Raw genomic sequence first — 22,248 nt, forward strand, 5'->3', positions numbered from 1 at the left:
GTGGCGCGCCCGGCACGATTCGAACGTGCGACCGCCTGGTTCGTAGCCAGGTACTCTATCCAGCTGAGCTACGGGCGCGTACAGGAAAAAAATAAAGCAGGAAAAAAAGAACGGGATATTTGATGGGGTGGCGCGCCCGGCACGATTCGAACGTGCGACCGCCTGGTTCGTAGCCAGGTACTCTATCCAGCTGAGCTACGGGCGCTAAATGGCGGTGAGCGAGGGATTCGAACCCTCGATAGAGTTTCCCCTATACGCCCTTAGCAGGGGCGCGCCTTCAGCCACTCGGCCAGCTCACCTAAACAACGGCGCGTATAGTACAATACTGATTTTCAAAAGAAAAGCATAAAAACCAGAAAAGAAAAATTATTCGCTATCCTGCTCTTTTTCTTTCTGAATACGCTGATAGATCTCTTCACGATGGACAGATACATCTTTAGGCGCGTTAACACCAATACGTACCTGGTTTCCTTTGACGCCCAATACCGTAACGGTAACGTCATCTCCAACCATCAAGGTTTCACCAACTCGGCGAGTAAGAATAAGCATAGAAAAATCTCCTTATTTAACAGACAAGTACTACAGACCTGACCTCTCCTGTTTGCATTATAGCGTAACAACGGGCTGCCGCAGGGTGACCTTGCGTTAAACATTATAATTGTCCATCAATGGTCTAACTATAGACCACTGATGATAAGTTTATTCGCTAACTGTATCAGCCGCGTCCAGATCGAAAGCTGAGTGCAAACCGCGCACAGCCAACTCAAGGTACTTCTCTGCAATCACAACAGAAACCTTAATTTCAGATGTCGATATCATCTGAATATTAATGTTGTCGCCCGCCAATGTATCAAACATCTTGCTAGCAACACCAGCATGAGATCGCATACCCACACCAACAATGGATACCTTGGCAATTTTATTATTACCTACGATCTCCCGAGCCCCCAGTTCTTCTTTGATCTTTTGCAGAATTTCCTGCGCAGCAGCAAAGTCATTCCGGTGCACGGTAAACGTGAAGTCAGTAGAGTTATCAGCAGCGATGTTCTGAAGAATCATATCAACTTCAATATTAGCGCGACTGATCGGCCCCAAAATACGAGAAGCGACACCGGGAATATCTGGCACGCCCAGAACTGTCAGTTTTGCTTCATCGCGGTTAAATGCAATACCTGAGATGACCGGTTTTTCCACTGTATCGTCTTCCTCTGTTGTAATAAGTGTACCAGGACCGTCCTGAAAACTATGCAGAACCCTCAGCGGCACATTATATTTACCCGCAAACTCGACCGAGCGAATCTGCAGTACTTTTGAACCGAGACTGGCCATTTCCAGCATCTCCTCAAAAGTAATCTTATCCATACGTTGTGCGCCTTCCACAACCCGTGGGTCTGTGGTGTATACGCCATCGACATCCGTATAGATCTGACACTCGTCAGCCTTCAGAGCAGCAGCAAGCGCAACACCGGTGGTGTCAGAGCCTCCACGACCCAGTGTGGTGATATTGCCATCAGGATCCACACCCTGAAAACCCGCCACAACCACAACCCGCCCCTGTTTAAGGTCGGCACGCATGCGCTCAACTTCAATATCCTGAATCCGTGCTTTCATATGCACATCATCAGTCAGAATTTTCACCTGGCCACCGGTATAAGAACGCGCACTGACGCCACGCGCCTCAAGCGCCATACACAGCAGCGCAATGGTAACCTGCTCCCCCGTTGAGACCAGTACATCCATCTCACGGGGACTTGGCTGATCCTGCATCTCTTTCGCCAGAGCAATCAGACGGTTTGTTTCACCGCTCATGGCGGACACAACCACCACGATATCATGCCCAGCGTCACGGAACCCCTTAACCTTATCAGCTACACCCTGAATTCGATCAACGCTACCGACAGAGGTTCCACCATATTTCTGTACATATAGGGCCATACTTATCTGTTCCCTTCATCAGCCTTTCAGCTTCAGTTATTACATGCGTTTATTACAAGCCGTCATTAAAGCTTTGTTCAATCAGTTGTCGTACTTCAGCCAGTGCCGCTGGCAGAGCGCTAACATCGGTACCTCCGCCCTGAGCGAAATCAGGACGACCGCCCCCTTTACCCCCCAGACGGGCGGTCAGCGTACGCACCAGATCACCTGCTTTAACCTGACCAGTCAGATCCTTAGTAACACCAGCAGCCAGACTTACCTTACCATCGGCTACTGCTGCCAGAACCACAACACCACTACCAAGCTTATTCTTCAGCTGATCAATGGTGTCACGCAGTGCTTTTGGATCAACACCGTCCAACTGCTCAGCCAATACCTTCACACCATTAACATCGATGGCGTTACTCAGCAGATCTGCGCCTTTGGCAGCAGCCAGACTGGTTTTCATCTGCTCAAGCTCTTTTTCCAGCTGCCGGCTCTTGCTGATCTGCTCCTGCAGCTTCGCTTCCAGCTGCACCGCCGACTGATCGATATACTCCAGCGCTTTCGCCCCTGTCACTGCTTCGATACGGCGTACACCCGCCGCAATGCCGCCCTCGGAAACAATTTTAAGCAGCGCGATATCTCCCGTACGCTGAGCGTGTGTTCCACCGCACAGTTCGACTGAAAAGCCTTCGCCCATGGTCAGAACCCGGACAGTATCTTCATACTTTTCACCGAACAACGCAGCAGCACCGGTCTGTCTGGCAGCCTCAAGGTCCATAATCTGCGTCTGCACTTCGGAGTTGAGACGAATCTGCTCATTACAGATCTGTTCAATCTGCTGAATCTCTTCCGGTTTAACAGCCTCAAAATGCGAAAAGTCGAAACGCAACCGGTCAGCATCACAGAGCGAACCTTTCTGTTGCACATGCTCACCAAGAACCCGGCGCAGAGCTTCATGCAGAATATGCGTTGCCGAATGGTTAACGGCCGTGGCACGGCGCTTAGCGCTATCAACCTGAGGCTCAATCACATCACCTACGTTAAGGCTGCCACTGACGAGCACACCATGATGCAGGTGATTCTTTGATTCTTTAGTGCAGTCATCAACCCGGAACTCAGTGCCATTCGCGGTTAGCACACCCCGATCACCCACCTGTCCACCGGATTCACCATAGAAAGGCGTCTGATCTAACACCACCATGCCTTTATCACCGGCAGCCAGTTGGTCAACAGAATCACCATCACGGAACAGCGCCACAACTTTAGCGGAGCCATTCAGCTGGGTATAACCAACAAATTCAGTCTGACCATCAAGCCGGAGCGAATCATTGTAATCAACGTTAAACTTACCCGCCGCACGAGCACGATTACGCTGATCTTCCATCGCCTGATCAAAACCATCCATATCGACGGTTAATTTATGCTCACGGGCGACATCCGCGGTCAGGTCGACAGGAAAGCCGTATGTATCGTATAACTTAAACACCGTTTCACCGGGAATCTCTGCGCCGCTCAGATCTTCGATAACCTCTTCCAGCAGGCGCAGGCCATGATCCAGCGTCTTGGCAAACTGCTCTTCCTCTTTCAGCAACACCCGTTCAATCTGAGCCTGTTTCGCTTTCAGCTCAGGATAGGCATCACCCATCTCCGTTACCAGCGCAGCCACCAGCGAGTTAAAGAACGGCCCGGTAGCGCCCAGCTTGTTACCATGACGCACCGCCCGACGGATAATCCGACGCAACACATAGCCAGCCCCCTCATTGGACGGAATGACTCCATCGCAAATCAGGAAAGCACAGGAGCGGATATGGTCTGCGATAACCCGCAACGACTGGGTATCGGTCTCTTTACAGCCAACAGCAGCAGACGCCGCTTTCAACAGATTCTGAAACAGATCGATCTCATAGTTAGAGTGAACGCCCTGCAACACTGCAGCAATACGCTCCAGCCCCATCCCCGTATCGATAGAGGGATTGGGCAGTGGTTCCATAGACCCGTCAGCAGACCGGTTGAACTGCATAAATACCAGATTCCAGATCTCGATATAGCGGTCACCATCCTCTTCAGGACTTCCGGGAGGACCACCCCAGACATCGGCACCATGATCATAAAAGATCTCACTTGAAGGACCGCAGGGACCGGTATCGCCCATCGACCAGAAATTGTCTTCATCCAGCTTGGAAAACCGCTCTGGATCGATCCCCATCTCATCCTTCCAGATCTTTTCAGCCTCATCATCGGAAATATGCACGGTTACCCAGAGCTTTTCCTTTGGCAGTTCCAGAATTTCAGTCAGGAAATACCAGGCAAAACGGATTGCGTCGCGTTTAAAATAATCGCCAAAGCTGAAATTACCCAGCATCTCGAAAAAGGTATGATGGCGGGCTGTATAGCCGACGTTATCCAGATCATTATGTTTACCACCAGCACGCACACAGCGCTGGCTGGTCGTCGCACGACTATATGAGCGTTTCTCGCTACCGAGGAAGACATCCTTAAACTGCACCATCCCCGCATTGGTAAACATCAGGGTGGGGTCATTCCCGGGAATCAGTGAACTGCTCTCTACAATTTCATGCCCCTGGGACTGAAAATATCCCAGGAAGGCCTGACGCAGCTCAGCACTTGTCATATTTTTCATAGCTTTAGTCGCTCTAATACCTAACCGTCACCAGACCTGTTTCTGATACAAAACAGAAACTTAGAAACAGGCATGGAATTCATTATAAAAATGGCGAAGTAGTATATAACGAGACGATTAAATCTACGAATTTTTTTATTTCGGAGGGGCGTTTCTCAATGCGAAACGTTAATGATCAACCTAATGGCAGGCCCGGGTATTCACTCCCACTCCGATGCTGACTCAATAGCATAGCTTATCTGTTCCGATGTAAAGCCCCGCTGTGCCATAAAGCGCATTCGTTTTGCCCGCTCCTTATAGTCAGACCGGTCCAGCCCGGTTCGGTATTTACGCTGGTACATCTCCTGCGCCAGAGCAAACCAGTCGATCTCTGCCGCCTCAGACACAGCAGCAACCAGCTCATTGTCGATGCCTTTGCGTTGCAGCTCAAAACGGATCTTTACCCAGCCCTGCCCCTGCCCTGCCCGCATGCGGATAAAGCTTTCGGTAAAACGCTGATCAGACTGATAGCCATTGCGTGCCAGATCATCAAGAACAGCCTCAAGATCGACCTCCTCACAACGACCCGCAAGCTTATCCCGCAGTTCTTTGCGCGAGTGTTCACGCCGCGCCAGCAAGCCGATAGCCGCATTTTTTGCTTCAGACTGGGTCTGGTACATAAACACTCCTGCCTACACTGTTGCATATAAAAAGAACCTCTTAACTACCTTGGCGTGCGGTTAACCGCCACAGCAGCTTGGCGAGGACAAAAAAGGAGCCATTCGGCTCCTTTATTTAAAACTGATACAACCTTTACAGATCCAGCTGCGGCTCAGCTTCAGCTTCTTCCTCTTTCGCCTTTGGCTTCACAACGGCCAGTAGTTTTTCGCGGATTGCCGCCTCCACCTCGGTAGCCACTTCGGGATGCTCTTCAAGATATTTAGCTGCATTCGCCTTACCCTGACCGATTTTGGTGCCCTGATAGGCATACCAGGCACCGGACTTATCGACAAACCCATGCTTAACACCCAGATCGATCACCTCACCCATATGGTAGATACCTGCGCCATACATAATCTGGAACTCCGCTTCGCGGAATGGCGGCGATACTTTGTTTTTAACCACCTTAACCCGGGTTTCGTTACCAACGATCTCATCACCCTGTTTCACCGCCCCTATGCGACGGATATCCAGTCGAACAGAAGCGTAGAACTTCAGGGCATTACCACCGGTTGTGGTTTCAGGGCTACCGAACATAACACCGATTTTCATACGGATCTGGTTAATGAAAATAACCAGAGTATTGGCATTCTTAACATTACCGGTGAGTTTACGCAGTGCCTGAGACATCAGCCGTGCCTGGAGGCCCATATGGGAGTCTCCCATCTCGCCCTCAATTTCAGCTTTAGGCGTCAGCGCAGCAACAGAGTCCACCACCAGCACATCCACCGCATTAGAGCGCACCAGCATATCGGTAATCTCCAGCGCCTGCTCACCGGTATCTGGCTGAGAAACCAGCATCTCATCGACATTCACACCCAGCTTTTCCGCATACCCCGGATCCAGTGCATGCTCAGCATCAACAAAGGCACAGGTCTTGCCCATCTTCTGAGCTTCAGCGATAACCTGAAGCGTCAGTGTTGTTTTACCAGAGGATTCAGGACCATAGATTTCAACAATCCGGCCAGTCGGCAGGCCGCCAATTCCAAGTGCAATATCAAGCCCTAATGAGCCGGTAGAAATTGCCGGAATCGCTTCCCGGGGATGATCCCCCATCTTCATTACGGCACCTTTACCAAACTGACGTTCAATCTGACTCAGGGCAGCATCAAGTGCTTTCTGTCTGTTCGCATCCATTGTAATGACCTATCTCTGCAGCGCAGTTAAAATACTGTATGTTTGACCAGCATTATTAACATAGCGCGTTCCGTTTGCAAGTAAAAAATATGTTTTTTTATACAGTGTTTTTAGTTAGTTGTTTTATAAGCCCTTTTAAAGCCTCTTTGACCGCCGATTGACGTACCGAGTGGCGATCACCCGAAAACCGGAAACAGCGACTTTGCACCTCACGCCCTTCGAAATACCAGGCCATCCATACCATGCCTACGGGCTTTTCCGGGGTTCCACCACCGGGGCCTGCCACACCGCTTATTGACACACTCAACGTTGCCCGGCTGTTATCCACAGCCCCCTGAGCCATCGCCTTCACCACGGCCTCACTGACCGCACCATCACTGATAAACAGCGCCTCAGGGACACCCAGCATCCGGGTTTTAGCCTCATTACTATAGGTAACGAAGCCACATTCAAACCAGTCAGAACTACCTGCCTGCGCGGTCAATTCCTGCGCCACCCAGCCCCCGGTACAGGACTCAGCGGTGGCGATAAGGAGCCGCTGATCCGTTGCCAGCTGCGCCAGAGTTTTAACCAGTTGCCTGTGATCCATTCAACTATTCCTGTCACCGAATTTCGCAAAAGCTATTTTACCCAACCGCTCTTCGGCGATACTCATATCTTTACTATTTCAGAACACTACCCTGGAAAAGGTTTGTCCAGATTTAACTGCGCTAACCAGTACCAATGACCTAAATCCTCCTTAACCCAGCGCTCCAATACATCATTCAACTGAGCAGCCACATCTTCTGTCGCGCGCAATCGGCTTGAAGTATCACCCACCACAATCGGCGCCTCAATAACCGCCTCATAATGAGCTCCGTTTTTTCGCTGAATATGAATAGGAATCAGTGGCACATCGTGTTTTACCGCCAGCTTAGCCGCCATTACCCGATTACCGGCAAATGGAAGCTGCCTGCCCAGTGCGGGAGACCAGACCAGTCCATCTTTTTCTTCATCAATATAGAGCAGTAAACCACGCCCGGATTTCAGCCAGCTGAGCAGTTCTCGTGCAGCGGTCGGAGATGCTGGTATGTGACGATTACCGGTATCTTCAGGGCAGAAATACCTGCGAATTTTCAATGCCTGCTGCAAGCGCGCCTTATCGGGAATAGGGTCATACAAGACGGCTCCCATAATGTCATGACGGCGCATTACCTCAGCCATTAGCTCCCAATGCCCGGTATGCGCGCTGACACAGATAATCGGGCCATTGATATTACTCAGATGTTCACTTCCCCGAACGGTTAAACGCTCCGCTGCGATCTTATGCAAAACCGGATACTCGGCATAGACCCGGCCAATATGCTCAATATGCTCAATTATCCTCCCCTCCCGAGCCTGTGGATCGTGGATCCCCTCTAAACGTTCAAAATTCTGATGTAAGCGTGCCACCCATTTACGCTTCAACCGAATCGCTTTACGGGCACTCCGGCGTCCCAGCCAGGCACCAATGTCTGAAGCGACATCGATAGGCATAAACCGCAGCAACCTGGCCAGAAACAGCTCCGCCTTTTGCTGTAAAGAAAACCCTTTCTCAGCCATATCACCGCCTTTTGCTCAGAATCATTGGCAAGCCTCCCTTAGGGCGTAACGTTAAGCGACACTCAATATCCACTTTATGCTTATCGGGCAGACTGAGACGATAACGTTGTGCCAGGGTAGCCAGGCACAAAATTCCCTCCGTAAGGCCGAAACGTAACCCCAGACAGACCCGGTGCCCTACGCTGAAGGGGATATAGGTAAATTTGTCGGGCTTAGGGTTACCCGGCATAAAACGCTCAGGGTAGAATGCATTAGGGTTATCCCACTCTTTCTCATGCCGATGCAGCAACCAGGGCAGCGCCAGCATAATAGTTCCGGCCTTGACTTTACTTCCTCGAATCTCGTCTTCACTACGCGCCTGACGACTCAACAGAGGCACTGGCGGATAAAGACGAAGAGATTCTTCAAACACTGCGCGGGTAAAAGGCAGATTTGCCACATCTTCAAAGGTAGGGGTTCGCCCCTGTAATACCTGATCAATTTCAGCATACATTTTGCTGCGCGATCGTTCGCAGCCATCCAGCAGATACCAGGTCCATGCCAGCGCATTAGCAGTGGTTTCGTGGCCCGCCATAAACATTACTATCGCTTCATTCCTGGCGGCTTCTGCACTCATAGGGCAGCCCCCCTGACCACTGGAAGCAGTATCACCCTCCAATAATGCTGATAGCAGAGTCAACCGCTCTGGTTTCCTGCCGCGCTTAAAGCGATCAATAATCTGGTCAATGACCTGATGCACTTCCGCGGTTGCCCTGGCAGCTTTTTTTCGCCGCAAAGGATTTCCTAACCGGCGTAAAAATGGCAATCCAAAGGTGTCTGCATAATCGATCTGGTTGATCGTTTGCTGATACTCGGTAAAACCACTCACCACTTTAGCGGCATCCTGGTCCGGGACATCATCACCAAACACGGTACGTCCAATAATCTGCGCTGTCAGACGCGCCATCTCATTGAGGACATCGACGGTAGAACCATCCGGTAATGCTGCCCACCGGTCTGCCATCTCAACTGCTGAACCTGACATAATTTTGGCAAACCCGGGCAGATAAACGCTTTCAAATGGTGGCGAGCACGCTTTACGTCGCTCCTGCCACAACGCCCCATCACTCACAAACAACCCATCTCCGAGCAACGGTTCCAGCGCATGCCGCATCTGAGGGCTTTTCTTATCATAAATATCATGTCGATCCAGAAAAACTCGCCTGACCGTATCCGGCGAGTTGCACAGGATGTAGTCCTGATTCAACAGCCGGAATGACATTTTTCTCGCCTGGTACGCTTTATCTGACCAGATCGATAGCATGTTTCTGCGAAAGGCCGGCAGATTCCACAGCGATAAACTGAAGGAGTTAGGTCTCGGCGCCATAACCGGGACAAACAGAGCCTGGTTCTCAGGTGTATTCATAGCTGTTTTTCTACTCACAATATGGTGACTGGAGATAACTACCCCACTGAAGCAGTGAAGTAAATATTTAAACATCCGCCAATCGGAAGAGTCGCAGACTACAGACGTATTCCCCGAAAGAACTGTAACAGAATTCTATACGCTCTCGTTAGCCATTGCAGAAAAGACAGTCACATAACTCATTATCTCTTATATCAGGGGTACATTTACTTTAGAATAGGTAGCCCATCGATATGCTCTACTGGACGTTATTATTAAGCATGGATAAACGTGTTGCTCTTATTGGTTATTCATTCCGCCTGCCGCAAACCACCACAGATACCTTCTGGCAGGATCTGGTTGATAAAAAAGACTTTATTACTGAAGTAGAGGCTGAACGATGGGCTTTTGACACTCTTCTTCATCCTGACAAGAACCATCCCGGCAGCAGTTACACGTTCAAAGCGGGGTCATTAGGCAATATTGCCGGTTTCGATGCAGATTTTTTTGGCATTTCGCCCCGTGAGGCGGCCGTCATGGACCCGCAACAGCGGTTTCTAATGGAGATGACCAGCGAAGCGATTGAGCATGCGGGAATCAAAGCATCTGAACTGAGAAAGTCAGACACTGGCGTTTTCTTTGGCATCTCCAGTCTTGACTATTCATATCGCATGAGTGATGACCTGAGTGTTATCAACTCATCAACCGCAACGGGCAATACCTCCAGCATCGCCTCCAACCGGATCTCCTACAGCTTTGACCTGAAAGGGCCAAGCATTTCGATGGATACGGCATGTTCATCAACTCTGGTAGCCTTCCATCAGGCATGTCAGTCGATCCTCAGTGGCGAAGTCACATCCGCCCTGACGGGGGGAATAAGCCTCCACCTTCACCCGTTTGGATTTATCATTTTTTCTAAAGCGACCATGCTGTCGCCAGATGGCCGCTGTAAAGTTTTCGATGAGTCAGCCAACGGCTATGTTCGTTCTGAAGGCGGTGGGGTATTTCTGCTAAAAGATTATGACCAGGCGAAAGCAGATGGCGATACTATCTACGCGGTCGTTGCAGCCTCATCGGTTAATACCGACGGTAGCAAATCAGGCATAACCATCCCCTCTTGCCACTCTCAGACTGCTCTGATGGAACACACTTATCAGAAGGCGGGCATCACTGCTGACCAGGTAGACTATCTGGAAGCACACGGGACAGGCACACCGGTTGGCGATCCGATTGAAACCCGTGCTATCGGTAATGCCATCGGTAAAAAACGCCAACGGCCCCTGCCAATCGGTTCGGTAAAAAGTAATCTGGGGCACCTCGAAACAGCCTCAGCGGTTGCCAGTCTGGTTAAAGCTTTACTGATTCTGAAACACCGGGCGGTACCCGCAACGATCAGTATGAAAATGCCCAACCCTGAAATAAAGTTCGATGAATGGAATATTCAGGTTGTTGATCAGCTATTACCTCTCAAACATGATGGCATGATCACTGTCGGCATTAACTCATTTGGTTTCGGGGGCGCGAACGCCCACGTCATTCTGCAAAGCGATGAAGTTGTAGCAATTAGTGACCGGACGAAAACAACTGAGACTGAATCTCTACCGTTAATCGTCAGTGGTAAAACAGACCAGGCACTGCAAGACAATGCAAAACGTCTGGCAACCTATATTGAAAGCAACGAATCTATATCGCTATACGATATAGCCTGGAACTACAATCTGCGGAAAGAGCGTTACGATGAAGCGCTTCTGCTATACGCCCGTGATTCAAAAGACGCAGCAAGCAAGCTGCACCGTTTTGCAGAGCAACCCGAAACCCTGAATAGCGAAGGCATATACACAGGTAAGGGGCTTATCTCTTCACCTGGTGCAGTGTTTGTCTACTCTGGTAACGGGTGCCAGTGGCAAACCATGGGTAAATCTTTACTGGCATCCTCCCGGGTATTTGCCGAAACCATTGCCGAAATTGATCAACTATTTTCACACTATGCTGATTTCTCTCTGGCTGATGAGATTAATGGTCTGAACGGTGAGAATCGTTTCCAATATACTGAGATTGCCCAGCCAGCCCTGTTTGCAATCCAGGCAGGTATCACCAGACACCTGTACGATCAGGGGATTACACCGGTGGCTGTCACCGGCCATAGCGTCGGTGAAGTGGCGGCAGCCTGGGCCTGTGGCGCACTCACCCTGGCAGACGCCGTAAAAGTAATCTACTTCCGCAGCCTGTGTCAGGGAACAACCAAGGGACAGGGAGCGATGACTGCCGCGGCTCTGAGTGCAGAGGAAACGTTATCGCTCCTGCAACAAGCAGAATACTCAGACATTCACCTCGCAGGCATTAACAGCAGCAAAGGTGTTACCCTGGCAGGAGACCCTGATCAACTTGCACGTCTGGAACAACAACTAAGCGGTGATAATACATTCAACGTCCGGCTACCCCTGGATTATGCCTTCCACAGTCCATCTATGGACCCGATTGAACAGCAACTGCTGCATTCACTGTCAGACATAAAACCAGAAAAAAACCGGATCCCATATTTTTCCACTGTCACCGGTTCACTTCTCGATGGTCTTCAGCTTAATGCTGAATACTGGTGGCAGAATATCCGTCAGCCGGTGCTGTTTCAGCAGGCAATTGATTCTCTTATTGACCAGGGAAACAACTGTTTTGTTGAGGTTGGCGCCCACCCTGTGCTGCGCAGCTATCAGCAGGACCAGATTCGTCAGCACAACATCACCGCCAGAGTTATTCCGACAATCACCCGGAACAATGGCTCGCTGCAAGAGCTGCAACAATGCATTGCAGACGTTTTTATGGCCGGAGCTATCAGTCTGACCCGCTGGTTTCCCCATTGCGGCCAACGGCTGGAACTGCCTTTGTACGCCTGGCAGCATGAAGATTACTGGTATACCAATACCGTCGAATCATTACAGTTACTGAACCGTTACTCAGTCCACCCACTGCTGGGTGCAGCTGTCCCACACGCCCCTCTGTGTTGGGAAAGCCAGCTTGATACAGCTCTCCACCCCTGGCTGGCAGATCATAAAGTCGGAGATAGTGTTGTCTATCCCGGTGCGGGTTTTATTGAACTGGCTCTGAATGCAGCAAGCCACTTCCGCCAGCACGACCATATTGAGATAGAAGAGTTTGAAATTCTCGGGCCATTGATTTTAGAAGAGGGTCAAAGCAAGGTCGTTCAGACCGGGGTCAACCCGGAATCAGGCGATATCAGCATTAACAGTCGCAGCTACACCGTTACCGATCAATGGACTCTTAACTGTAAAGCCCGTGCAGTGCATCAGACCACCGGGGCGGCACTTCTGACTGAATCACCTGAGCGACCTCAACGGGAACCTGATTTTGATGCCAACGAGCACCAGCGCTTAGCGCTAAAGGCCGGGCTTCAGTACGGTCCGGCTTTCAGCGCCGTAACGCAGGGCTGGATAAATGACTCGGAAGTGATAGCAGAGTTATCGCTACCTGAATCAATCAGCGCAGCTGCCAGTCAGTACCTGCTCCATCCAGGGGTCCTGGATAGTGCGATTCAGCTAATCATTCACTTCCTGACCGAAGAGCTGGCAACAAATAGCGGCACCGCCTTTATTCCATCCCGGGCGGATCGAATTCTGATTAGCAGACATTCAGGCGCCTCTCCAACCCTGGCCCATTTAAAACTGTTACGTAAAGCACCTCACTCCCTGTTAACCAGAATCGAACTGTTCGACTCCCAGGGGCGCACAGTTGCACTGCTGGATGGGGTTCGCTTTAAAGCGGTCCGGCTCTATAAATCCGGTGCCAGGGAGATTGCATATCTCAATTACCATCTGACCGCTGTTGCCAACAGATCAGCAGAGCCAAAGTCACTGCTATCGCCACTGAACACGGCACTTGGCAAGGCCTACCAGCTCCAGCAGCATCAGATTCGCCGTTATAATGATGAAGTTGCCCCACTCCTGGAAAGTATGATTGCCCATGCCATGGCAGAGGCTGTCCATTCGGTGATGGAGGATATCTCTGAGTTGCATACTGATGCAGTAGAAGCGCTCAATTTGCAAACTCCGGAGCTGAGTAATATTCGCCGTCAACTCCTGACATCCGCGTGCGAATATGGGGTGCTGGAGTATAACGACAATGAGTATTCGCTGACGGCAGAGTTTATCGAGCCGGACATCAGCAGCAACCTGATCTGGAATACCTTACTTCGTGAATACCCCGATTTCTTTTCTGCTATCCAGTTAGCAGGAAGAACATCGCTCTTATTGCGGGATATTTTCAGGCCTCCTGGTGACCAGAGCCAGGCCAGCACCAGTGACGAAACAGATGAAAGACCCAATAGAGAGAGTTATCAGCGCCTGCTGAAAGACCTGTTAAGCCAAACCGTCTACCCGGTCGTCGCATCAGCATTAAAAGAGGTGATTACAGAGCGGCAGGGCAACCTGAAGCCAGGCGAGCGCTTACGAGTATTGGAGGCGGCCTCATCACAATGCCACTTTGGTTATAGCATCTGTTCCGAGCTGAACTTTAATATTTCAGATTACACTTTTGCCAGTGACAACGAGACAGCATTGGAAAGTGCTGATCATCTGCGTGAACGCTACCCGCTCGCCAATACATCTACACTGGATCAGGCAGACGCTGTTGCGCCATACCAGTTGGCAGTGCTCACTTTTGATGATTATCTGCCCTCAAACTGCTTACAGCTGCTAAAACAGCTACAACCGCTACTGGAGAAAGGAGCGACCGTACTGGTGTGTGGTATACAGCCATCTTTCTGGTTTGATTTTGCCTTTGGTTATAATCAGGACTGGTGGTTAAACCAACACTCTGTTCAGGCATCCGATGAGCAGTGGTTAACAACCCTGGAACAGCAAGGCATTGGTGAGCTCCAACCACTGTCTGATACCGCGGGAGACAGCAGTTTCTTCCTGATTAGCGGGAGTCTTACTAACGCTGGCTCAACACAAAACGGGGCTGAAAACATACCAGGCCAGTGGCTGATTATTGGCGGCGACAACGAGAAAGAGCAACAGCTGACTGCCGCTATCAACAGTGTGCATCCAACAACGATAATGCATCATAGCTCTCAGTCCGCCCTGAAAGAGCAGCTGTTGGAAGCCGGGCAGATGAACACGCCCATCACCAGAATCATTCTTCTGGAACAGTTTGGAGACAACGCCGACCCTCTGACCAGTCAGACGTTACGCTGCGTCCAGGCAACCGAAGTGTTGCAAGTGCTGGAGGAACTACAAAGCGAGGCTGAAATCTGGCTTATCACTCAGGGGACCGGGGCAATCTATCCCTGTGATCAGGAGTACCTGACTGAGCCTCAACTCGCTCCACCTGCAGATGCCGCTCTGTGGGGCTTTGGCCGCACGCTGATGAATGAATCGTTAGCTAACCCGGTGCGCCTGATCGACCTGCCTGCGGTTATTAGCACCGCTGCCAGCGACGCACTTTTGGCAGAGCTACAGACACCTTCAGCGGAACATGAACTCTTCATTAGTGAACAAGGGAGCTACTTTGCTCCTCGTTTGCGCCGGGAACAGCAACCCACTGAGGCAACTCATGACCATGATACTGACCTGATCTCATTAGGCTTTGAGCTTCCAGGTCAGTTGCGTAATCTGCAGTGGCAGGCTCGCCTAGCCAGGGAACTGACTGATGATGAGGTCGAGATTGAGGTCATGGCGACCGGGCTGAACTTCAGGGATATCATGTACGCGCTCGGCCTCTTATCCGATGAGGCGATTGAAAATGGTTTTGCCGGAGCAACACTGGGACTGGAGTTTTCCGGCCGTGTTATCCGCACCGGTAGCAACGTAGATAATTTCAGCGCAGGCGACAAAGTTGTTGGCTTTGGTTCCTCGTGTTTCAGCAACCGTATCATTGCCACCTGCTACTCAATCGCGCCGATTCCGGCAGGGCTAAGCTATGAAAGCGCAGCCACCATTCCGACAACGTTCCTCACTGTTTATTATGCGCTTCACCACCTGGCCCGCTTGCAACCCGGTGAAAAAGTGCTGATTCACGGAGCAGCAGGAGGGGTTGGCATAGCGTCGATTCAGGTGGCCCAATGGCTTGGCGCTGAGATCTACGTGACGGCTGGTTCACAAGAAAAACAGGATTTCCTCCAATTGCTGGGTATCCCGTCTGAACGAATTTACAACTCCCGATCACTGACTTTTGCAGAAGAAATTCTGCGGGATAGCGAAGATGGTAAAGGCGTCGATGTGGTACTTAATTCGCTGGCAGGCGAAGCGATCAAACAAAATTTCAGAGTGCTGAAGCCCTTTGGCCGTTTTCTGGAACTGGGGAAGCGTGATTTCTACGAAAACACCAAAATTGGCCTGCGACCGTTCAGGAATAATATCAGCTACTTCGGGATTGATGCCGATCAGCTACAACGGGAGCTACCTGAACTGACCAGTCGTTTATTTACAGAGATGCTGGAGCTGTTCAATCAGGAGACACTGTTTCCCCTGCCCTACACAAAATTCAATGCCCATCAGGTGGTTGATGCCTTCCGCTATATGCAACAGGCCAAGCAGATAGGCAAAATTATTGTCTCCTATGAGGAGGGCCTCAACGCCGATACTCTGATACCGGTAGACGGACAGCACAACAGCTCATTAACGTTAGATGCTCAGGGAACCTATCTGGTGACCGGTGGCCTGGGTGGCTTTGGTCTGAAAACGGCTCAGTGGTTAGTCGCCAAAGGGGCAAAACACCTGCTACTGCTCAGCCGGCGGGGGGCTACATCACAAGAGGCTGCTGAGTTTATTGCTCAGTGTCAGGACGCTGATATTAATGTCCGGGCCGAGGCCTGTGATGTCACTGATAAACAGGCATTACAACAGGCTATCGGGTTATGTGGAGAGCAGATGCCACCGCTCAAAGGCGTGGTACATGCAGCAACGGTGATTAATGACAACCTTATCCGCAGCCTTGATGCAGAGCATATAAGAACCAGCATGGCGGCTAAGCTTCGGGGCGCACAATACCTCGATGAACTAACACGGGAACAGGACCTGGAGCTATTCATACTCTACTCCTCTGCCACGACGTTGCTGGGTAACCCAGGGCAGGCAGCATATGTTGGAGCCAATCACTGGCTTGAAGCCCTGGCGGCAACGCGTCGGTCATTACAGCTGCCAGCCACCTGTGTCCGCTGGGGTGCGATCGATGATGTAGGCTTCCTGGCCAGAAACGAAACCGTAAAAGATGCATTACAAAACCGGCTTGGTGGCAACGCTCTCAACTCCGACACCGGGCTGGCAATACTGGAACAGATCATTCTGACCGATGCGCAGTCCCTGGGTGTTATGGAACTGGACTGGCATGCTCTCAGCCGCTTTCTGCCTACTGCACAACAGAATAAGTTCCGTGAGCTGGCCCTCACGGCCAGTGAAGCAGAACAGAATGATGACGATACGCTTGATCTGGAAGCGATGATGCTGGAGATGAGTGAAACCGAGTTCCATGCAGCCGTGGTTGAAATCCTGGTGCATGAGCTCAGTGAGATACTGATGATCCCTGAAAGCAAAATCAGTCCTGATAAATCGATCTATGATATGGGCATGGACTCTCTGATGGGTGTAGAACTGATGTCCGCACTGGAGTCCCGCATCGGTATTCAGGTACCGGTTATGGCACTAACGGAAACCCCCAAGCTTTCTCAGCTGGCAGACAAAATTATCGGTCTGGTAAAGGGTAAAGATCCATCGACTGAAAACACCGCCCAGGCCGAGGTGGAAAAAATAGCCGCTCAGCATGGTGCAACCGATAGCCAGATGACGGATAAAATTGTCTCCTCTATCGAACAAAGCAACAGTAACCGGACGAAGCACTGAATATGGTCGCCAAAAAACTATCCCGTGACCTGAAACAGAAACTGATTCAGCAATCGCTGCAACGAAAACTGAAGCAGGCTGAAACGGATGCAGCTAAACCCGCTGTATCACTAAAAGAAACAACGATTCCCGATAAGTTTTGCCGCTTTGATCAGCACCCGGGATATATCCAGATGCAGATAATCAACCGGGGAGCAGAACAACTCGGTGTGGAGAGCCCCTTCTTCAGAGTCCATGAAGGTCTGGCCGGGGCAACCACAATTATTGCTGGCCATGAGCTGATCAACTTTGCCAGCTATAACTATCTCAACCTTTCTGGCCACCCTGAAGTCAATCAGGCAGCAACACAGGCCATGCAGCGATATGGCACTTCGGTATCCGCCAGTCGGATCGTCTCAGGTGAACGCCCTATTCATCGTGAGCTGGAACATGCCCTGGCCAGAACTTACGGTGTGGATGATGCGGTGGTATTTGTCAGCGGCCACGCAACCAATGTATCCACTCTGGGCTATCTGTTCGGTGCAAAGGACCTGATCATTCACGATGAGTATATCCATAACAGTTCAATTGTTGGCGCTCAGCTTTCCGGCGCCAGGCGGCTGTCCTTTCCCCACAATGATCTGGATGCCCTGGAACACTTACTAAAGGAGAGACGGCACCAGTTTGAACGGGTGGTGATTATTGTCGAAGGCCTCTATAGCATGGATGGCGATTTCCCGGATCTGAAACGCTTAGTCCAACTGAAGCAACAGCACCGGGTCTTCCTAATGGTGGATGAAGCCCACTCTTTTGGTGTCCTCGGTAACTCCGGCAAGGGGCTGCGGGAGCTGGCGGATGTAGATGCGACCGATGTTGATATCTGGATGGGCACCCTGAGCAAGACACTCTCTGGCTGTGGTGGATTTATAGCGGGGGAATCTGCGCTGGTGGAAAACCTGCGCCACCTGTCACCTGGCTTTCTCTATAGTGTCGGCATTCCGGCTCCAATTGCAGCGGCTGCGATAAAGTCCCTCGAAATAATGGCCCGGGAACCTGATCGCGTACGTCGGTTACGCTCAATTTCAGAATACTTTATTACCCAGGCCAAAGCGCTGAAGCTCAATACCGGGGATAGCAGAGGCATTGCGATTATCCCCGTCATTCTTGGAAGCTCGGTTAACGCTGCCAGAATATCCTCAGCATTATTTGATCGGGGAATCAATGTACAACCGATTCTATACCCTGCAGTGCCAGAAAAAAGTGCCCGACTTCGCTTTTTTCTCTCCTGTGAACACACTCAGGAGCAGATCGATACAACCCTGAATACTTTAGCCTCGTTACTGTAATTAGCCGGTATTGATGTAGATGGATAATCGCAATTTTATCTTTCTTCAGGGTCCCACCAGCCCCTTCTTTTCCCGACTGGGGGACAGATTACTGGCCAGGGGAGCCAGGGTCTACCGTGTCAACTTTAACATGGGGGATTACGTTTACTGGCGCGCCAAGCCATCGCTGCAGTTCCGTAAAGATGTTTCTCAACTCCCCGCCTGGCTTGAAGACAAACTGATTGAACTCCAGATCACCGATATCATTATGGTGGGCGATACCCGGCCCGTAAACGCCCCCGCTGTCGCGCTGGCCAAGAAACACGATATCAGACTGCACGTATTTGAGGAGGGCTACCTGCGGCCAAACTTTCTGACGCTGGAGGAGGATGGCATCAACGGTTTTTCCCCGTTACCAAAGGATTCAGACTGGTACAGATTGGTAGCGGCAGAACTGCCCCCTTTGGAGGAGACGAAGCCGGTCAGAACACCCGTGGCTCTGCTGGCCCTGCATGAGATCGGTTATCATCTGCCAGGCCTGCTGAATTGCCTCTTCTATCCTGGTTATAAAACTCACCGCCCCTATATTTCCGGGATTGAACTATTGGGGTGGGCGGTCCGGCTCGGAATTATGCCCTGGTATGAAAAGCGCGATGAAAAAACGATTCAGACACTGATCGATCAGCAATCGGCATTTTTCTTACTGCCATTACAGCTTGACAGTGACAGTCAGATTCAGACACATTCCCCGTTTGACTCCATGGCGGAAGTCATTAGATACACGCTGACATCTTTCGCCCATCACGCCCCGGAAAACAGCTTACTGGTGATTAAGAACCACCCACTGGATACCGGTTTTTCCAACCACAGAAAGCTGATCAGGCGATTAGAGAAAGAGCTGAACATTTGTAATAGAACGGTGTATCTTGAAAGTGGCCACTTACCAACTCTGCTGGATCATTGTCAGGGCACAATCGTCGTCAACAGCACAGTGGGCACATCTTCCCTCATCCACAAGTGCAGAACAATTGCCCTTGCAGACCCTGTATATAATATCCCCGGTCTGACATCCCGTTGCAGCCTTGATCAGTTCTGGTGCGATACAGAGCGACCTGATATGCACCTGTTCCACTCTTTCCGCAAAGTGGTTCGCCATACAACGCAGATAAATGGTGGGTTTTATTCCCGCGAAGGCGTGGAGATCGGTGTGGACTCATCTATCGAGCGCTTACTGATGAACAGATCGCCGTTGCAAACACTCTTTGGAAGCTATCCACTGGAATCACAGCAGGTACTGATCCCGGCACAAGAGCCTCAGGAAGGTGCAGACTGCAACTAATTACCGCTTATCAATGTCAGGAGATCGCGGTTTTTACAGCGCGGCATAAAACTGTACGCTCAAAAAGCTCAACCGACAACTGATCGACGCCTATATCCTGCTTGCCGCCCTGCTGTTCTGCAATCTGGTTACACCAGATAAAATAGGGGGTTTCAGCAACCGGCTCCCCCATCTGTTTATAAACCTCAGCCATCACCGGCACATGATCACCATACCAGCACAGATAACTCTTCCGGGCTCTGGACGACAGGTATTGCGTTAACTGATCAATCATCTGATCGGCATTTTTGAGATGCCTCAGGTAAACCGTCAGGTCGCTGGACTTAGCAGATGGTGCCTCCCGATAGAACGCAGTAGTATCGATACCCTCATCCGATTCCAGATGCAGAGGCCCGTGGTTTTCCATTGTAATAGTGAATACAAAACAGGGGCCTCTCTCCTCACCAAGCACCTGTTTCACCTTTTCAGACACCGCCCTGTCACTAATATACTGCCCATCTTTTGCTCCGGCACTGAACCCGCCAATATCGATAAACTGATCAAAACCGAGCTTAGGAAACACCAGATCCCGGCGATAAAACTCAACCGGATAGGGATGAATACAGATAGTTTTGTATCCCAGCGATTTCAGCCTGGAAACCAGGTTGGGTAAGTGGTTTCGTGACAGATACCAGTACGGATTAAACTGATGAATCCCCATCTGCTCTGGCTGCAGACCGGTTAAAAATGAACTCTCAGTACGTACCGTATTTGCCCCCCATGCAGGCACCTTCAACTGCCCAAAAGAGAGTGACTGTTTCACCACCCGGTCATAGTGCTGCAGAACACTGCTCTGTACAGAGGGATAGCTCACCCGTGGGTCAAAAAAAGATTCACTTTGAACCACCACCAGATCGGGCAGGTCATTAGTGGTTTCAACACCGACTGCTGCATCATAAACGGCATGTGGCGAGAGCTTTGGCGTCCGCCTGAATGCCAGAAAATACCCCCAGAAACTGGCATACAAACCGTATATACGCAGGTCATCTTCGGGTCTCAGTGTGGGCAACGGCAACCTCTCAGCGGCCATATAGAGGGCCCAGAGTGACAGCGCCAAAAACACACTAATTACGCCTAGAAAGGTGTTCAGGGCCACCACGTTCAGAAGCGACGTCTCCAACATTAATGCGCCATATACAAGGGCAATAAACATTGCGGCCCCCAGAATCGCATTCCAGATACCAAAGAAAGGCAGATAGAGACGTGGGTGTCTGATCATATCGTAAAAATACTCAAAGTCCTGCAGAATAAAGGGCTCTCTGAGTGAGCGATATTTAACAAAGTTAACCGCCAGCAAGAGTAACTGAAATGAAGTCGTCAATAAAACGGCAAACCATGGACGCTGAAACAGCAACAGACACACAAAGAAAAAACTCAACCAACTTGCACTGTGGACAAAATAGCCCGTAAAACCTCTTTTAAAACAGACTGAACTTCGAGGCACCAGCAGAAGGAACTCAAACAGCAAAGATGCACTTAGCCCCACAGCGATGGCAGAGGTCAGTTGTCCACTAAAGGACATTAGGGTAAACAGATTCGACACCGTTATTTTCCGTGGTAATCAAGCAGCGCCAGGATCCGCCCCGACACGGCATATGGCAGCACTGAAAGAAACCAGCAACCGATATTCAATGGAAAGGGGAATGTTATCCGGGCTTTATTACGGATTAACCCTCTGGCGATTATTTCAGCCGCTTGTTCAGGCTGCAAAAGAAATGGCTTGGGCCCCGGCATCTCATAACACATTTCAGACGCAACATAACCAGGCATGATAACCGTTACCCCAACCCCCAGGGGGGCTAGTCCGCCACGCAAGGCCTCACCATAGGCTTTAACTGCCGCTTTACTTGCGCAATAGCTGGGAGTCACAGGTAGCCCATGGTAAGCCGCAAGAGAGCTCATCAAGGCGATTTTCCCTGTTCCACGCTGACGCATCAACGTGGCAACCTGACCCGCCATCAGCAGAGTCACTTTTACATTGAGATCGAGTAACGCTTCCATTTCGGCGGGCTTCTCTCCCGACAGGTCGTCACCTATATTGATATTCATACCCGCACAGGCAATAAAAAGATCCAGCGGGCTTTTGTTATCAAGTTGTTCCAGCCATGGCTGTAAAGAACGAGTATCAGAAAGGTCATTGCGATAAGTCATCACTTCTGCACCCGCCGCCCTGCACTCTTGCGCTACGCGCTCCAGTCCTGCCGGATTACGTCCATGAAGATGCAATATAACACCCGGTTCTGCATAATAGTTTGCCAGTGCCCCTCCGATTGCGCCAGTGGCACCGGTAATGAGGATAACTTGCGGCGTTTTAACAGTGTTACGCACGGGCGTCATACTCCTCAGGTGTT

At 50.7% G+C, this 22,248-nt stretch carries 13 protein-coding genes and 3 tRNA genes; 3 read left to right on the forward strand and 13 right to left on the reverse strand.

Annotation, left to right across the window (positions count from 1 at the left end):
* Window position 1 precedes the first annotated feature (1 nt).
* From BMY09_RS16610 to BMY09_RS16660, 11 genes are all read right to left on the reverse strand, one after another.
* A tRNA-Arg gene (locus BMY09_RS16610) sits at window positions 2-78 on the reverse strand.
* A gap of 50 nt (window positions 79-128) precedes the next feature.
* Window positions 129-205 (reverse strand) — tRNA-Arg (locus BMY09_RS16615).
* A gap of 4 nt (window positions 206-209) precedes the next feature.
* Window positions 210-299 (reverse strand) — tRNA-Ser (locus BMY09_RS16620).
* 67 nt (window positions 300-366) lie between these two features.
* A complete protein-coding gene (csrA, locus tag BMY09_RS16625) occupies window positions 367-549 on the reverse strand; it encodes a carbon storage regulator CsrA (protein ID WP_019620695.1) in 183 nt (60 codons plus the stop codon).
* Between the two features lie 150 nt (window positions 550-699).
* Window positions 700-1,935 carry an aspartate kinase gene (locus tag BMY09_RS16630; protein WP_091360509.1) on the reverse strand — a complete coding sequence of 412 codons (1,236 nt, stop codon included), beginning with the start codon at window positions 1,933-1,935 and terminating at the stop codon, window positions 700-702.
* Window positions 1,936-1,987: 52 nt separating this feature from the next.
* Window positions 1,988-4,552 (reverse strand): alanine--tRNA ligase, encoded by a 2,565-nt coding sequence (alaS, locus tag BMY09_RS16635; RefSeq protein WP_175483579.1) that lies wholly within the window; start codon window positions 4,550-4,552, stop codon window positions 1,988-1,990.
* A gap of 209 nt (window positions 4,553-4,761) precedes the next feature.
* On the reverse strand, window positions 4,762-5,220 hold the full coding sequence (locus tag BMY09_RS16640) for a regulatory protein RecX (protein ID WP_091360512.1): 459 nt from the start codon (window positions 5,218-5,220) through the stop codon (window positions 4,762-4,764).
* A 133-nt stretch (window positions 5,221-5,353) separates the two neighbouring features.
* Window positions 5,354-6,397 carry a recombinase RecA gene (gene recA, locus BMY09_RS16645; protein ID WP_091360513.1) on the reverse strand — a complete coding sequence of 348 codons (1,044 nt, stop codon included), beginning with the start codon at window positions 6,395-6,397 and terminating at the stop codon, window positions 5,354-5,356.
* Between the two features lie 97 nt (window positions 6,398-6,494).
* Window positions 6,495-6,986 (reverse strand): CinA family protein, encoded by a 492-nt coding sequence (locus BMY09_RS16650; RefSeq protein ID WP_091360515.1) that lies wholly within the window; start codon window positions 6,984-6,986, stop codon window positions 6,495-6,497.
* A gap of 86 nt (window positions 6,987-7,072) precedes the next feature.
* A complete protein-coding gene (locus tag BMY09_RS16655) occupies window positions 7,073-7,978 on the reverse strand; it encodes a lysophospholipid acyltransferase family protein (RefSeq protein ID WP_091360517.1) in 906 nt (301 codons plus the stop codon).
* Window position 7,979: 1 nt separating this feature from the next.
* On the reverse strand, window positions 7,980-9,383 hold the full coding sequence (locus BMY09_RS16660) for a cytochrome P450 (RefSeq protein ID WP_091360518.1): 1,404 nt from the start codon (window positions 9,381-9,383) through the stop codon (window positions 7,980-7,982).
* 260 nt (window positions 9,384-9,643) lie between these two features.
* On the opposite strand from BMY09_RS16660, the gene BMY09_RS16665 reads away from it, so the two are divergent.
* From BMY09_RS16665 to BMY09_RS16675, 3 genes are read left to right on the forward strand one after another with little or no spacing between them, the layout of a single operon-like run.
* Entirely contained in the window at window positions 9,644-17,215 is a 7,572-nt protein-coding gene (locus BMY09_RS16665; RefSeq protein WP_091360520.1) for a type I polyketide synthase, read from the forward strand.
* Window positions 17,216-17,217: 2 nt separating this feature from the next.
* Window positions 17,218-18,540 carry an aminotransferase class I/II-fold pyridoxal phosphate-dependent enzyme gene (locus BMY09_RS16670; RefSeq protein WP_091360522.1) on the forward strand — a complete coding sequence of 441 codons (1,323 nt, stop codon included), beginning with the start codon at window positions 17,218-17,220 and terminating at the stop codon, window positions 18,538-18,540.
* A gap of 19 nt (window positions 18,541-18,559) precedes the next feature.
* Window positions 18,560-19,858 (forward strand): capsule biosynthesis protein, encoded by a 1,299-nt coding sequence (locus tag BMY09_RS16675; protein ID WP_091360525.1) that lies wholly within the window; start codon window positions 18,560-18,562, stop codon window positions 19,856-19,858.
* Between the two features lie 16 nt (window positions 19,859-19,874).
* Here the strand turns inward: BMY09_RS16675 and BMY09_RS16680 are convergent, their stop codons facing one another.
* Entirely contained in the window at window positions 19,875-21,440 is a 1,566-nt protein-coding gene (locus BMY09_RS16680) for an LTA synthase family protein (RefSeq protein ID WP_091360527.1), read from the reverse strand.
* Between the two features lie 2 nt (window positions 21,441-21,442).
* Window positions 21,443-22,225: an SDR family NAD(P)-dependent oxidoreductase gene (locus BMY09_RS16685; RefSeq protein ID WP_245756616.1), complete on the reverse strand. Its 783-nt coding sequence runs from the start codon at window positions 22,223-22,225 to the stop codon at window positions 21,443-21,445.
* Window positions 22,226-22,248: the final 23 nt, after the last annotated feature.

Origin of the sequence: Amphritea atlantica (genome assembly GCF_900111095.1) — a bacterium.
Classification (GTDB): domain Bacteria; phylum Pseudomonadota; class Gammaproteobacteria; order Pseudomonadales; family Balneatricaceae; genus Amphritea; species Amphritea atlantica.

Coding starts and splice junctions, on each gene's coding strand:
- csrA (WP_019620695.1), bottom strand. CDS start 549: ATGCTTATTCTTACTCGCCGAGTTGGTGAAACCTTGATGGTTGGAGAT.
- BMY09_RS16630 (WP_091360509.1), bottom strand. CDS start 1,935: ATGGCCCTATATGTACAGAAATATGGTGGAACCTCTGTCGGTAGCGTT.
- alaS (WP_175483579.1), bottom strand. CDS start 4,552: ATGACAAGTGCTGAGCTGCGTCAGGCCTTCCTGGGATATTTTCAGTCC.
- BMY09_RS16640 (WP_091360512.1), bottom strand. CDS start 5,220: ATGTACCAGACCCAGTCTGAAGCAAAAAATGCGGCTATCGGCTTGCTG.
- recA (WP_091360513.1), bottom strand. CDS start 6,397: ATGGATGCGAACAGACAGAAAGCACTTGATGCTGCCCTGAGTCAGATT.
- BMY09_RS16650 (WP_091360515.1), bottom strand. CDS start 6,986: ATGGATCACAGGCAACTGGTTAAAACTCTGGCGCAGCTGGCAACGGAT.
- BMY09_RS16655 (WP_091360517.1), bottom strand. CDS start 7,978: ATGGCTGAGAAAGGGTTTTCTTTACAGCAAAAGGCGGAGCTGTTTCTG.
- BMY09_RS16660 (WP_091360518.1), bottom strand. CDS start 9,383: ATGAATACACCTGAGAACCAGGCTCTGTTTGTCCCGGTTATGGCGCCG.
- BMY09_RS16665 (WP_091360520.1), top strand. CDS start 9,644: ATGGATAAACGTGTTGCTCTTATTGGTTATTCATTCCGCCTGCCGCAA.
- BMY09_RS16670 (WP_091360522.1), top strand. CDS start 17,218: ATGGTCGCCAAAAAACTATCCCGTGACCTGAAACAGAAACTGATTCAG.
- BMY09_RS16675 (WP_091360525.1), top strand. CDS start 18,560: ATGGATAATCGCAATTTTATCTTTCTTCAGGGTCCCACCAGCCCCTTC.